The 12,796-nt window shown below is 72.8% G+C and carries 12 protein-coding genes; 4 read left to right on the top strand and 8 right to left on the bottom strand.

Annotated elements, in window-relative coordinates; translation table 11 throughout:
- Positions 1–20 precede the first annotated feature (20 nt).
- The gene (locus ABZ848_RS26235; RefSeq protein WP_360835776.1) at positions 21–689 is read right to left on the bottom strand and encodes a DUF3000 domain-containing protein; all 669 of its coding nucleotides are present in this window, start codon (positions 687–689) and stop codon (positions 21–23) included.
- Between the two features lie 109 nt (positions 690–798).
- Between ABZ848_RS26235 and hemE the strand changes: the two genes are divergently transcribed.
- Positions 799–1,857, top strand: coding sequence for a uroporphyrinogen decarboxylase (hemE, locus tag ABZ848_RS26230; protein ID WP_360835775.1), 1,059 nt, complete (start codon positions 799–801; stop codon positions 1,855–1,857).
- Between the two features lies 1 nt (position 1,858).
- Here the strand turns inward: hemE and ABZ848_RS26225 are convergent, their stop codons facing one another.
- On the bottom strand, positions 1,859–2,686 hold the full coding sequence (locus ABZ848_RS26225; RefSeq protein WP_360835774.1) for a rhomboid family intramembrane serine protease: 828 nt from the start codon (positions 2,684–2,686) through the stop codon (positions 1,859–1,861).
- 127 nt (positions 2,687–2,813) lie between these two features.
- Between ABZ848_RS26225 and ABZ848_RS26220 the strand changes: the two genes are divergently transcribed.
- Positions 2,814–3,143: a hypothetical protein gene (locus ABZ848_RS26220; protein WP_360835773.1), complete on the top strand. Its 330-nt coding sequence runs from the start codon at positions 2,814–2,816 to the stop codon at positions 3,141–3,143.
- A gap of 12 nt (positions 3,144–3,155) precedes the next feature.
- On the opposite strand, the gene ABZ848_RS26215 is transcribed toward ABZ848_RS26220, so the two are convergent.
- Positions 3,156–4,541 (bottom strand): FAD-dependent oxidoreductase, encoded by a 1,386-nt coding sequence (locus ABZ848_RS26215; protein ID WP_360835772.1) that lies wholly within the window; start codon positions 4,539–4,541, stop codon positions 3,156–3,158.
- A 27-nt stretch (positions 4,542–4,568) separates the two neighbouring features.
- The gene (locus tag ABZ848_RS26210; protein ID WP_360835771.1) at positions 4,569–5,483 is read right to left on the bottom strand and encodes a DUF4349 domain-containing protein; all 915 of its coding nucleotides are present in this window, start codon (positions 5,481–5,483) and stop codon (positions 4,569–4,571) included.
- A gap of 160 nt (positions 5,484–5,643) precedes the next feature.
- On the opposite strand from ABZ848_RS26210, the gene hemG reads away from it, so the two are divergent.
- Positions 5,644–7,104 carry a protoporphyrinogen oxidase gene (hemG, locus tag ABZ848_RS26205; RefSeq protein ID WP_360835770.1) on the top strand — a complete coding sequence of 487 codons (1,461 nt, stop codon included), beginning with the start codon at positions 5,644–5,646 and terminating at the stop codon, positions 7,102–7,104.
- Positions 7,105–7,109: 5 nt separating this feature from the next.
- Complete coding sequence (gene hemQ, locus ABZ848_RS26200) at positions 7,110–7,841, top strand: hydrogen peroxide-dependent heme synthase (RefSeq protein ID WP_360835769.1); 732 nt, start codon at positions 7,110–7,112, stop codon at positions 7,839–7,841.
- Here the strand turns inward: hemQ and ABZ848_RS26195 are convergent, their stop codons facing one another.
- The 4 genes from ABZ848_RS26195 to ABZ848_RS26180 form a co-directional block, all read right to left on the bottom strand.
- On the bottom strand, positions 7,842–9,452 hold the full coding sequence (locus ABZ848_RS26195) for an alpha/beta hydrolase (protein ID WP_360835768.1): 1,611 nt from the start codon (positions 9,450–9,452) through the stop codon (positions 7,842–7,844).
- A gap of 143 nt (positions 9,453–9,595) precedes the next feature.
- Complete coding sequence (locus tag ABZ848_RS26190) at positions 9,596–10,354, bottom strand: TIGR04222 domain-containing membrane protein (protein WP_360835767.1); 759 nt, start codon at positions 10,352–10,354, stop codon at positions 9,596–9,598.
- A 111-nt stretch (positions 10,355–10,465) separates the two neighbouring features.
- Positions 10,466–11,245 (bottom strand): DUF4142 domain-containing protein, encoded by a 780-nt coding sequence (locus tag ABZ848_RS26185; protein ID WP_360835766.1) that lies wholly within the window; start codon positions 11,243–11,245, stop codon positions 10,466–10,468.
- 143 nt (positions 11,246–11,388) lie between these two features.
- Entirely contained in the window at positions 11,389–12,696 is a 1,308-nt protein-coding gene (locus tag ABZ848_RS26180; RefSeq protein ID WP_360835765.1) for a DUF692 domain-containing protein, read from the bottom strand.
- Positions 12,697–12,796 lie beyond the last annotated feature (100 nt).

The following is a 12,796-nucleotide window of genomic DNA, read 5'->3' as shown; positions in this document are numbered from 1 at the left end:
ACAAAACGATGACAAAAACGTCAGCGGGACTGGGGATCGCGACGCTGCGGCAGCGTCACCACGGACGCGTCGCCCGGCCCGGCCGGCGGCAGCCCCGCGACCTGGGCCAGCAGATCGCACCAGGAGGCCAGGTGGGCCGCCGTGTCCGGCACCCCGCCGAGCCCCTCCCGGGGCGTCCAGGAAGCCCGGATCTCGATCTGCGAGGCCGCCGGGCGCTCCGCGAGCCCACCGAAATAGTGCGAGCTGGCCCGCGTGACGGTCCCGCTCGGTTCGCCGTACGACAGTCCGCGCGCGGACAACGCGCCGGTCAGCCAGGACCAGCACACCTCCGGCAGCAGCGGGTCCGCCGCCATCTCCGGCTCCAGCTCGGCCCGCACCAGCGTCACCAGCCGGAACGCTCCCCGCCAGGCCTCGTGCCCGTCGGGGTCGTGCAGCAGCACCAGCCGGCCGTCGGCCAGGTCCTGGTCGCCGTCGACGACGGTGGCCTCCAGCGCGTAGGCGAACGGCGCGAGCCGCTGGGGCGCCCGCGTCGACTCGACCTCGATCTGAGGCCTCAGCCGGCTGCCGCGCAGCGCCTGCACCGCGGCCAGGAAGGCCGGCGGAGCCGTACCGCTCCCATCCCGGTCCCCCTCCTTGGTGTCGTCCATTCCGTCAGCGCCGTCCGACAGTCGTCCTTGAGCCGCAGCCATGCGGGGAAGATTAAGGGGAACCGGGCCTTCGTGCAGGGCAAGACACCCTGCTGTGCGCGAACCCCCACGCGCGGCGGGGCGATCTCCACCGCCGTGCGAGACTTGCCCCGTGAGCGCCAACGACACCCCGCAGCAGTCCGTGACCTACGACTCCGCCTTCCTCAAGGCCTGCCGACGCGAGCCCGTGCCGCACACCCCTGTCTGGTTCATGCGGCAGGCCGGGCGCTCGCTGCCGGAGTACCGCAAGGTGCGCGAGGGCGTCCCGATGCTGGAGTCCTGCACGCGGCCCGAACTGGCCGCCGAGATCACCCTCCAGCCGGTCCGCCGGCACGGCGTCGACGCGGCGGTCTTCTTCAGCGACATCGTCGTCCCGCTCAAGGCCATCGGCATCGACCTCGACATCAAGCCCGGCGTCGGCCCGGTCGTCGAGAAGCCGATCCGCACCCGCGCCGACCTGGCCCGACTGCGCGACCTCACCCCCGAGGACGTCTCCTACGTCACCGAGGCGATCGGCCTGCTCACCCGCGAACTCGGCGCCACCCCCCTCATCGGCTTCGCCGGCGCGCCTTTCACCCTCGCGAGCTACCTCGTCGAGGGCGGTCCGTCGCGCACGTACGAGAACGCCAAGGCGATGATGTACGGCGACCCGGAGCTCTGGGCCGACCTGCTCGACCGGCTCGCGGACATCACGATCGCCTTCCTGAAGGTGCAGATCGAGGCCGGCGCCTCCGCGATCCAGGTCTTCGACTCCTGGGTCGGCTCCCTCGCCCCCGCCGACTACCGCCGCTCGGTGATGCCGGCCTCCGCGAAGGTCCTCGACGCCGTCGCCGGTTACGGCGTCCCGCGCATCCACTTCGGCGTCGGCACCGGCGAGCTGCTGAAGCTCATGGGCGAGGCCGGCGCGGACGTCGTCGGCGTCGACTGGCGCGTCCCGCTGGACGAGGCCGCCCGCCGCGTCGGCCCCGGCAAGGCGCTGCAGGGCAACCTCGACCCGACGATCCTGTTCACCACCCCGGAGGCCGTCGAGGCCAAGACCGACGAGGTGCTGGAAGCCGCCGCGGGCCTGGAGGGCCATGTCTTCAACCTCGGCCACGGCGTCATGCCGTCCACCGACCCGGACGCGCTGACCCGCCTCGTGGAGTACGTCCACACGCGCACTGCCCGCTGACTCACCAGGTGTGCCGGGGCCGGGCCCGCCTGCCGAACAGCAGGCCGCGCGGTTCCGGCGGCGGGGGAGTGCCCGGCTTGAGCGGCCAGGCGAGGAGCATGCCGGCCAGGAAGCCCACCACATGGGCGGCGTACGCCACCGTCCCGGCGTCGGAGACGCCCTCGCCGGACGAGTACACCGCCTGCAGCACGAACCAGAAGCCCAGCACCAGCCAGGCCGGCAGCCTGAGCGGCAGGAAGATCAGGAACGGGACGAGCACCCAGACCCTGGCCTTCGGATACAGGACCAGATAGGCGCCCAGTACGCCCGCGATGGCTCCCGAGGCGCCGATCAGCGGGTCGGTCGAGTCGGCGTTGAGGAGCGCGAAGCCGTATCCCGCCGCGTAGCCGCAGACGACGTAGAAGAGCAGGTACCGCACATGCCCCATGCGGTCCTCGACGTTGTTGCCGAAGATCAGCAGGAACAGCATGTTGCCCAGCAGGTGCAGCCAGCTGCCGTGCAGGAACATCGCGGTGAAGACCGACACCACGGGCGACTTGTCGTAGCCCGGCGGGGCCACCACGCAGCCCAGGGCGCCGCCCGCGCTCCTGCCGACGTCGCCCGTGGGGACCGTCCGCGGCAGCTGATGGTGGATCAACTCCCGCGGCACCGCCGCGTAGTGGTCCAGGAACGCCTGCAGATGACACAGCTGCGCCAGGTCGCTGCCGCCGGCCACCGAGCCCGCTATGCCGGGCGTGGCCAGGAACACGTACACGTTCGCGGCGATCAGCGCGTACGTCACCCAGGGGGTGCGGCGCACCGGGTTCACGTCATGGACGGGGATGACCACAAGGGATTAGTGCCCGCGATGAGCGGGGCGAACCTGAGTGAACGCGGGCACGCGCGCGTGCGTATGACTCGGCAACCGCCCGCGGCGCGGGGAAGGCGGGTCGCGGGGACGACGTGAGGAACAGGCGATGAACGACCGAGTTACTCCTCCGCTGCCGGTCCAGGCCCTGCCGAACGGCGAGGCCGAGCTGGCCCTTGTGATCCAACTGCCCTGGGAGGACGTGGCCAGGCTGGGCCAGGAGGCCGGCCGGCTGGCCTCGCAGATGCAGCGCCCGGTGTCCCTCGACGAGGCGGTGAGCAACCGTCTCAGGACCACGCGGCCCGCAGCCGCGCACGCCAAGCCCGCCGGGGAGCAGCCGGTGGCCGTGACGACCACGGCCTCCGTGTCCTCGCTGCCGCCGCGGCCGCCGGCCGAGCAGGCCCGGCAGGCCATCGAGCGGATCAACGGCTCGGCGTAGCCGCCGGCGCCCTCAGGAGGCGCGTACCTTCGCGGTGGCCTTGCGGGCGGCCACCAGGACGGGGTCCCAGACCGGGCTGAACGGTGGGGCGTAGCCCAGGTCCAGGGCCGTCATCTGCTCCACCGTCATCCCGGCCGTCAGGGCCACCGCGGCGATGTCGACCCGCTTGCCCGCGCCCTCCCGGCCCACGATCTGCACGCCGAGCAGCCGCCCCGTGCGGCGCTCGGCGAGCATCTTCACCGTCATGGGGGCGGCGTTCGGGTAGTAGCCCGCCCGGCTGGTCGACTCGATGGTGACCGTGACGAACCGCAGCCCGGCCCTGCGCGCGTCCTTCTCGCGCAGGCCGGTGCGGGCGATCTCCAGGTCGCAGACCTTGGAGACGGCGGTGCCGACCACCCCGGGGAAGGTCGCGTAGTCGCCTCCGACATTGGCGCCGATGACCTGTCCGTGCTTGTTGGCGTGCGTGCCCAGCGCGATGTGCCGCTCCTGCCCGGAGACCAGGTCGAGGACCTCCACGCAGTCCCCGCCGGCCCAGATGTTCTCGTACCCGCGCACCCGCATGGCGAGGTCCGTGAGCAGCCCGCCGTGAGCCCCCAGGGGCAGCCCGGCGGCCTTGGCCAGCGCCGTCTCGGGACGCACGCCGATGCCCAGCACCACCACGTCCGCCGGGTACTCGGCGTCCTCCGTGGCCACCGCCCGCACCCGGCCGTCCTCGCCGGTGAGGATCTTCGTGACCCCGGCGTCGTTGACCATGGCGATGCCCATGCCCTCCATGGCCTGGTGCACCAGGCGGCCCATGTCCGGGTCGAGCGTCGACATCGGCTCGCTGCCGCGGTTGACGACCGTCACCTCGTAGCCCCGGTTGATCAGCGCCTCGGCCATCTCCACACCGATGTACCCGGCCCCGACGACCACCGCGCGACGCCCACGCGTGCGTGCCAGCGAGTCCAGCAGCGCCTGCCCGTCGTCGAGCGTCTGCACCCCGTGCACCCCGGGGGCGTCCGCGCCCGGCATGTCCGGACGGATCGGCCGGGCACCGGTCGCGATCACGAGTTTGTCGTACGACGTCCAGGACTCCTCCCCGGAATCGACGTCACGCGCGCGTACCCGACCGTTCGCCACGTCGATCTCGGTGACCTCCGTACGCATCCGCAGGTCGATGTCCCGCGCGCGGTGCTCCTCGGGCGTACGGGCGATCAGCTGGTCCCGCTCCTCGACGTCGCCGCCCACCCAGTACGGGATGCCGCACGCCGAGTACGAGGTGAAGTGGCCGCGCTCGAAGGCCACGATCTCCAGCTCGTCCGGGCCCTTCAGGCGGCGTGCCTGCGACGCCGCGGACATTCCCGCGGCGTCGCCGCCGATCACGACCAGTCGTTCCCTCGCAGCGCTCATGCTCATGCGAACACGCTACGGGGGCAGGGCATTTCAGTCCTGCCCGCGGCTCTCCTCGGGGGCGCTGGTCCGCACCCGGGGCCGGACCAGCCGCAGCCACGCCAGTACGAGCACGACGGCCACCGCGGCGAACGGCAGCACCGCGCCGAAGGCCACCGCCAGCCAGCGCAGCATCGTCACGAAGGCGTTCCAGCCGCCGGACAGCGCGTCCAGGAAGCCGGGGTCGTCGTCCTTCGCGGCGGCCTTCTTCACCGGCGTCCCGGACAGGGACAGCGTGATGGTGGCCAGGCTGGTGCGGTCCTTCAGGGACGCCTGCTGGGCGAGCAGCGCCTCCAGGTCGGCCTCCCGGCTGCTCAACTCGCCCTCCAGCTCCACGACGTCGCTCAGCTTGGTCGCCCGGTCCATCAGCTCGCGGACCCGGGCCACACTGGCCCGCTGCGACCGGATGCGGCTGTCCACGTCGACGACCTGGTCGGTGACGTCCTCGGCCTTCGCGGTGCGGTTCAGGAGCTTGCCCGCGCCCTGGAGGTCGGCGAGGACCTCGTCGTACTTCTCGACCGGCACACGCAGCACCACGCGCGTGTGCTCGCGGCCCTCGTCGTCGCGGCTGGTGGTCTCGTTCCCGACGTAGCCGCCCGCGTTCTCGGTGGTGGTGCGGGCCTCGTCGAGGGCCTTCGGCACGTCCTTGACCTGCACGGTCAGCGAGGCGGTGCGGATGATGTGGCTCACCGCGAGGCTCGGCGGCCGGGTCGCCTCGGCGCCGCTCGCTTCCTTGGCACCGCCGGGGGCGGCCCCCTTGGCGTCGCTCTGGGCGGCGGCGCCGTCCGCGGCCTTGCCGCCGGCGCTGCTGTCGTTCGCGCCGCCGCTGCATCCGGTCAGCGCGAGCGCGGTGGCCAGCAGCAGCCCGGTCAGGGCGTGGACAGGTCGTACGGAACGTCGTGCGCGCATGTGGGCGTACCCCCCGAGGGTCTTGACGACTGACGCTCCTTCGACGCCGGGAGGGGCACGGACGTTGGGGTGGGGCCGGTCCCGATGCGGTCACGGTCGGGACTCGTGAAGGACACCGGAGCGGGGACGGGCTGTCAGTGGGGTCTGAGAGGCTGAGGGCATGCGCGAAGTGGAGAGTCGTACGGGTGCGGGGTCGGCCGTCGTCATCGGGGCCGGCATCGCGGGGCTGGCCGCCGCTCACCGGCTGCTGGCGCGGGGCGCGCGGGTGACCGTGCTGGAGGCGTCGGACCGCGTCGGCGGCAAGCTGCTGCCGGGCGAGATCGCGGGCGCGCGCGTGGACCTCGGCGCCGAGTCGATGCTGGCCCGCAGACCGGAAGCGGTCGCCCTCGCGCGCGAGGTGGGCCTCACCGACCGCCTCCAGCCGCCGGCCACGGCGACGGCCTCCATCTGGACCCGCGGCGCCCTGCGCCCCATGCCCAAGGGTCACGTCATGGGCGTCCCCGGCACCGCCGCCGCCCTCTCCGGCGTCCTCTCGGACGAGGGCCTCGCCCGCATCGAGCGCGACGCCGACCTGCCCCGCACGGAGGTCGGCGACGACGTGGCCGTCGGGGAGTACGTGGCCGAGCGCCTCGGCCGCGAGGTCGTCGACCGCCTGGTGGAGCCCCTGCTGGGCGGCGTCTACGCGGGCGACGCCTACCGCATCTCGATGCGCTCGGCTGTCCCGCAGCTGTACCAGGCGGCGAAGACGCACGACTCCCTGACGCAGGCCGTCCGCGAGATCCAGGCGAAGGCGGCCGCGGCCCAGCAGACGGGCCCGGTGTTCATGGGCATCGAGGGCGGCGTCGGCACCCTGCCGCTCGCGGTCGCCGACGCGGTGCGGGCGGCGGGCGGCGAGATCGTCACGGGCGCGCCGGTGACGGAGCTGCGCCGCGAGGCCGGGTCCGGCTGGCGGGTGACCACCGCCGACCGTGTGCTGCACACCGACGCCGTCGTCCTCGCCGTCCCCGCCCCCGTCGCCGCCGCCCTCCTGCGCGCCGAGGCCCCCGCCGCCGCCACTGAGCTCGCCGGCGTCGAGTACGCCTCCATGGCCCTGATCACCCTCGCCTACCGCCGCGCCGGCATCGCGCTCCCCGAGGGCAGCGGCTTCCTGGTACCGCCGGTCGACGGGCGCACCATCAAGGCGTCGACGTTCGCCTCCCAGAAGTGGGGCTGGATCGCCGACGAGAACCCCGACCTGGTCGTCCTGCGCACCTCGGTCGGCCGGTACGGCGAGACGGAGATCCTCGGCCGCGACGACGCCGACCTGGTCGACGTCTCCCGCCACGACCTTCACCAGGCCACCGGCCTCGACGCCACGCCGGTCGCCACCCGCGTCACCCGCTGGACCGACGGTCTGCCCCAGTACCCCGTCGGCCACCACGCGCGCGTGGCCCGCATCCGCGAACACGTCGCCAAGCTCCCCGGCCTCGCCGTGTGCGGCGCGCAGTACGACGGCGTCGGCATCCCGGCCTGCATCGCGAGCGCGTACGCGGCGGTCGACCAGCTCGACGGCGACCTGGGCGCTGTGCAGGAGCTCACCGCCAACCCGGTGCAGAGCCTGCACGGCGGAGCGGGAGAATGAGGGACATGAGTGACGACGCCCCCACCACCGAGGCCGCCCGGATCCCGAACAAGGGCAAGCTGGCCAAGGACCTGAACGAGGTCATCCGCTACACCCTGTGGTCCGTCTTCAAGCTGAAGGACGTACTGCCCGAGGACCGCGCGGGCTACGCCGACGAGGTCCAGGACCTCTTCGACCAGCTCGCCGCCAAGGACGTGACGATCCGCGGCACGTACGACGTGTCCGGCCTGCGCGCCGACGCCGACCTCATGATCTGGTGGCACGCGGAGACCAGCGACCAGCTGCAGGAGGCGTACAACCTCTTCCGCCGCACGAAGCTGGGCCGCGCTCTGGAGCCGGTCTGGTCGAACATGGCGCTGCACCGCCCGGCCGAGTTCAACCGTTCGCACATCCCAGCGTTCCTCGCCGACGAGACGCCCCGCAACTACGTGAGCGTGTACCCCTTCGTGCGGTCCTACGACTGGTATCTGCTGCCCGACGAGGACCGCCGACGCATGCTCGCCGACCACGGCAAGATGGCGCGCGGCTACCCGGACGTCCGCGCCAACACGGTCGCGTCCTTCTCGCTCGGCGACTACGAGTGGATCCTCGCCTTCGAGGCCGACGAGCTGTACCGCATCGTCGACCTCATGCGCCACCTCCGCGCCTCGGAGGCCCGCATGCACGTCCGCGAGGAGGTCCCGTTCTACACGGGCCGCCGCAAGGACATCGCAGAGCTTGTGGCGGGCCTTGCCTGATCAATGAGCGGGTCGTGGAGTCGCTTTCCGTGAGGGGCTCGTCGGCCGGGGTTCCTGGTGCGGTGCGCACGCCGCGCGCCGCACCGGCATCCGGCCCTCCAGCAGATACGCGTCCAGGTAGCCGTTGACGCACCGGTTCGGCCCGCCCGCGATCCCGTGGGTCCCCGCGTCCCGCTCCGTCACCAGCACCGACCCCGACAACCGCCGGTGCAGCTCCAGCGCCCCCTCATAGGGCGCGGCCGCATCCCGTTCGGCGGCAAGGATCAGCGTCGCCGGCAGCTCACCGGGCCCCGTCCGCACATCCACCGGCTCCTGATGCCGCACCGGCCAGTACGCGCACGGCAGATTCATCCACACGTTGTCCCAGGTCTCGAACGGCGCCACCCGCGCGAGCCGCGTGTTGTCCCGGTCCCAGACCCGGAAGTCCGTCGGCCAGTCGGCGTCGTTGCACTCGACCGCCGTGTACACCGCGTTGGAGTTCTCCGCCTCGGCCGCCGCCCCCGCCACCGGCGCCGCCTGCGCGATCAGCTGCTTCGGATCGCCCTTCAGGTACTCCGACAGCGCCTGCGCCCGGTGCGGCCAGTAGTCGTCGTAGTACCCGGCCGTCAGAAACGCCCCCTGCAACTGCGCGGGACCCACCTTCCCCCCGGCCGGTTCCGCCGCCAGCTGCGCGCTCGCCCGGTCGTAGCTGCGCTGCACCGCACCGGCGGTCCGCCCCAGCCCGTACACGTCGTCGTGCCTGGCGATCCACTCCCGGAAGTCCGTCCAGCGCCCCTCGAACGCGGCCGACTGGTCGAGGTTGTTGCGGTACCAGACGCGCTCCGGATCCGGGTTCACCGCCGAGTCGAACACCATCCGCCGCACGTGGGACGGGAACAGCGTCGCGTACAGCGCCCCGAAGTAGGTGCCGTACGAGGCCCCCATGAACGTCAGCCGGTCCTCGCCCAGCGCCGCCCGCAGCACGTCCAGGTCGCGCGCGTTGTTGAGCGAGTTGTAGTGCCGCAGCGCACCGCCCGCCCGCTTCGCGCACCCGCGCGCGTACGCCTTCGCCTGCGCGATGCGCTCCTTCTTGTACGACTCCGAGGGGTACGTCGGCGACTGCGAGGGCGCCTTGAAGAAGTGCCTGGGGTCCTGGCAGGACAGCGGCGCCGAGCGGCCGACGCCGCGCGGGGAGTAGCCGACCAGGTCGTACGCCGACCCGATGCGCTTCCACTCCGGCAGCAGCCCGACCAGCGGGAAGTACAGGCCGTCGCCGCCCGGCCCGCCCGGGTTGAAGACCAGCGCGCCCTGCCGGGGCACCCGGCGCTTGCTGTTGTGCGGGTCGGTGTGCGTGGCCAGGACCCGGCTCACCGTCAGCTTGATCTGCCTGCCGTTCGGATCCGCGTAGTCGAGCGGCACGGACACCGTGCCGCACTTCAGACTGCCCGGCATGTCCTGCGCCTCGGCGCAGTTGCCGAAGTCGATTCCGGCGGCCCGGGCCCGCGCGGCGGCCACCGCCGTACCCCGCACCGCGGCCGTGTCCGGTACGACGGACGCGCCGCCGGCCGGCGCCGCGGCGAGAGTGGTCAGGAGCAAGGATCCTGCGGCCGAGTAGAGGGCGGCTGCTCTCATCGCGTATCCCTTCGGAGCACAGCGGCGACAAAAGGGATGTTTCGTTCGGCTGTCGGTGAAGGCAAGCACCGCCCCGGTGGTGTCGGCGCCAATGACCCCTGTGCGCCCCCGGCGTGCGGTTCACGCCGACCGGAAACCGACCCCTACGACTGGTCGCGGTGGGTGAGGGCGGCGCGCAGATCCGGTTCGCCGATCGCCCGTATGCCCCGTACGGCGACGGTCGTGAGGTACGTACGGTCGTCGCCGCCCGCCGCGTGCCGCGCGAGGGTGCCCAGGAGCCGCTGTCCGGCCGGGGAGGCCCACCGGGAGTAGGGGTGGACCTCGATACGGGCTATGGCGAGACAGCTCAGCGTCAGGGCCAGCGGCAGCGCGAACCACAGGGCCATCAGACCGCGCGGCATGGTCGACTGGGCCGGCAGCAGCAGCGCGGCCGCGCCCAGCGCCACCACGGCCAGCGCGGCGAACTGCACCTGGCGGATGCCCGAGGCGATGCCGCCCCGCCCGTCGGGCACGGCCAGACCGGCGCTGACCAGCCGGTCGCCGAGGCTGCCCACGGCGTCGGCGGAGGCCGCGGCGGCCCGGACCGGGGCGATGCGGTTCTGCCCCTCCGGCCCGATGGCCCCGATGACGGACCGCTCGATGTCGTCCCGGGCCCGCGGATCGACCACGGTCGCCCAGCCGGTGTGGGCGAGCAGCAGCCGGCGTTGCCGGGCCATGGAGACCATGGTCAGATCGGCCACCCGGCCGGGCCCGCCGGACAGGAAAGCCGCCTCGTAGAGCGTCAGATCGTGACCCTGGGTGTCCGCGTCGACGGCGGCCGCGCGTACGGCGGCCAGACACAGCCGCGTACACGCCGTGCCGGCGACGGCCCAGGCCAGCAGCAGGAGCAGAACCCAGAACATGCCGCGTTTCTATGCCAAAGGCCTGCGGAACCGCCATGCCCTGTTCACAATCCGGACGGAGCGTTGCGGGTACGTGACGTTCCGCTTGTCCGGAAGCGGTCCGTGGTGACGCTACGGCTGTGGCGGCGGCGGGCTGGAGGCGGCCGGCGGGAGCGTGTAGGTGTCGGTCACCGACGGTGTGACCGGGACGGCCGGGGTCGGGTCGGCCGTAGGGCCGGGCGGGGCCGGGGAGTTGGTGAGCGGGGGAGTGCTCGCCGAGGCCATGTCCCGCGCCAGCGCGTCCCAGTCGACGTACCCCGTCGCCTCCAGGACCTTGATGTGGTCCAGGACGGTCGTGTTGGCGTCGTCGGCGAGGGAGCGCACGAGGCTGTTGCGGGTGGTCGCGCGGACCTGGGCGACGACGGAGAACACCTTGCCGTGCGCGAGGCGCAGGATGTTGGCGAACTGGCGGTCGTAGTCCACGCCCTGGGCCGCGTTCAGGGTGGCGAGCCACTGGCGCTGCTGGGCGTTGGGCTCGTTGGGCAGTTCGAGGTTGAGCTTGGCCGCGACGTCCCGGACCCGCTGGTCGAGGAAGGTGTGCCCCTCGACGAGGTGTTGCCCCGCCGTCCGTACGGCCTCGGTGGTGCCCTTCTGCTCGGCCTCCTGGCCCGCGGGCAGCTCCCACAGGCCGGCCAGCCGGACCTTGGTGATGAACTCGCGGTCCAGGCCGGACAGCGGTCCGTAGTTCGTCGCCACGGTCTGGGCGTTGAGCACGTCCACACCGGTGCCCGACCGGTCGGCGTACGACCAGATCGGGAAGATCAGCGCCAACAGGGTCGCTGTGAGGCCCGTGATGATGATCCCGGTGCCACTGATGATGCCTCGGCCCCTGAGGGGCGGTCGGGGTCGCATGGTGCCTCCTGCTCACGGCACCGCACGCTTGTCTGATGTGAGTGCGGGATTGGCATGTTACCGGGAGGTGTGAGGCAACTGTCGGGCAGGGATGGACGGGATGTGTTACTCCCGGCACATTTCCGTGCGGTGGGCACCGACCCTCAACGGTGCAGCAGCACCTTCCGCGCCGCCCGCACCACACGCCCCGTCGGCCCCTGCGACCTCGGTGCCGGCCCGGACCGCTCCAGCCACCACTCCCGTACGGCCTGCCGCACGGGCCCGTCCGCCGGCCGCCCGGAGACCAGCAGATGCTCGGCGAAGGACAGCGCGTCCCGCCGGTAGCCGCCGGTCATCGGGTGCCCGTGGGCGTACGCGATGAATGCGGCCCGGTAGCCCTCGCCGAGAATCTCCGGCAGCTCGGGCGCGACCTTCGCCACGACGTCGGCCCGCTTCCCGGCGAGCGCCCGCGCCTGCACCCCGAGCCGCACCCGGTCGAACCCCTCGGGGACCGGGGTGCCGGCGACGAGCGCGGACAGCAGGGCGGCCTGGGTGAGGGCGAGCCGCTCACGGGCCGGTTCGGTGGGCGACTCGACAGTCCGCGGCGCTTTCGAGGAGGGCCCCCGCGTGACGATCCCAGCCGCCTCCCGTCCCCGCTCCACAGCCCCTCGTATCGCCGCCAACTCTCCTTCCAGCACGGCCGGTTCCGGGAAGTTCTCGTCCCGCTCCAGCAGCACCCCGGGCGGTGACACCCGGGACGCGAGGTCGGTCAGGATGTCCAGGACCTGGGGCGGGACCGGGTGGGCGTGGCTGTCGTGCCAGACGCCGTCCCGTGCGAAGCCGCCCGCGACATGGACGTACGCGATGGCCTCCAGGGGAAGCTCGGCGAGCGCCTTGGCCGGGTCCTCGCCGCGGTTGACGTGGTTGGTGTGCAGGTTGGCCACGTCGATCAGGAGCCGTACGCCGGTCCGCTCGACCAGCTCGTACAGGAACTGCCCCTCCGACATCTCCTCGCCCGGCCAGGAGATCAGCGCGGCGATGTTCTCCACGGCGAGCGGCACCGGCAGCGCGTCCTGCGCGATGCGTACGTTCTCGCACAGGACGTCGAGGGCGTCCCGGGTGCGCGGCACGGGCAGCAGGTGCCCGGCCTCCAGGAGCGGGGACGCGGTCAGCGCGCCGCCCGCCCGGACGAACGCGATGTGCTCGGTGACCAGCGGCGAACCCAGGGCCTCCGCCCGCTCGGCCAGCGCGGCGAGCCGCCCCGCGTCGGGCCGGTCCGCGCCGCCGAGGCCGAGCGAGACGCCGTGCGGGATCACGGTGACCCCGCGGGCCCGCAGCCGCTGGAGCGACTCGGGAAGGTGGCCGGGGCAGATGTTCTCGGCCACGGCCTCGACCCAGTCGATGCCCGGCATGCGCTCCACGGCGTCGGCGATCTCCGGCCGCCACCCGATGCCCGTACCCAGTCGCTCCATGGCCCGTCCCCTCCTCGGCTTCCTCCGCAACCGCCCGTCCCGTCCGTCTCTCCGGACGTGACGGGGGTATGGCCCCGGCGGCCGCACCCGAACCCCGCCG

The organism is Streptomyces sp. NPDC047081, assembly GCF_040643775.1.
Classification (GTDB): domain Bacteria; phylum Actinomycetota; class Actinomycetes; order Streptomycetales; family Streptomycetaceae; genus Streptomyces.
This window is presented reverse-complemented; position numbering and strand designations above follow the sequence as displayed.

Coding starts and splice junctions, on each gene's coding strand:
- ABZ848_RS26190 (WP_360835767.1), bottom strand. CDS start 10,354: ATGTTCTGGGTTCTGCTCCTGCTGCTGGCCTGGGCCGTCGCCGGCACG.
- ABZ848_RS26215 (WP_360835772.1), bottom strand. CDS start 4,541: ATGAGCATGAGCGCTGCGAGGGAACGACTGGTCGTGATCGGCGGCGAC.
- ABZ848_RS26210 (WP_360835771.1), bottom strand. CDS start 5,483: ATGCGCGCACGACGTTCCGTACGACCTGTCCACGCCCTGACCGGGCTG.
- ABZ848_RS26220 (WP_360835773.1), top strand. CDS start 2,814: ATGAACGACCGAGTTACTCCTCCGCTGCCGGTCCAGGCCCTGCCGAAC.
- ABZ848_RS26195 (WP_360835768.1), bottom strand. CDS start 9,452: ATGAGAGCAGCCGCCCTCTACTCGGCCGCAGGATCCTTGCTCCTGACC.
- ABZ848_RS26235 (WP_360835776.1), bottom strand. CDS start 689: ATGGCTGCGGCTCAAGGACGACTGTCGGACGGCGCTGACGGAATGGAC.
- ABZ848_RS26180 (WP_360835765.1), bottom strand. CDS start 12,696: ATGGAGCGACTGGGTACGGGCATCGGGTGGCGGCCGGAGATCGCCGAC.
- ABZ848_RS26185 (WP_360835766.1), bottom strand. CDS start 11,245: ATGCGACCCCGACCGCCCCTCAGGGGCCGAGGCATCATCAGTGGCACC.
- hemQ (WP_360835769.1), top strand. CDS start 7,110: ATGAGTGACGACGCCCCCACCACCGAGGCCGCCCGGATCCCGAACAAG.
- hemG (WP_360835770.1), top strand. CDS start 5,644: ATGCGCGAAGTGGAGAGTCGTACGGGTGCGGGGTCGGCCGTCGTCATC.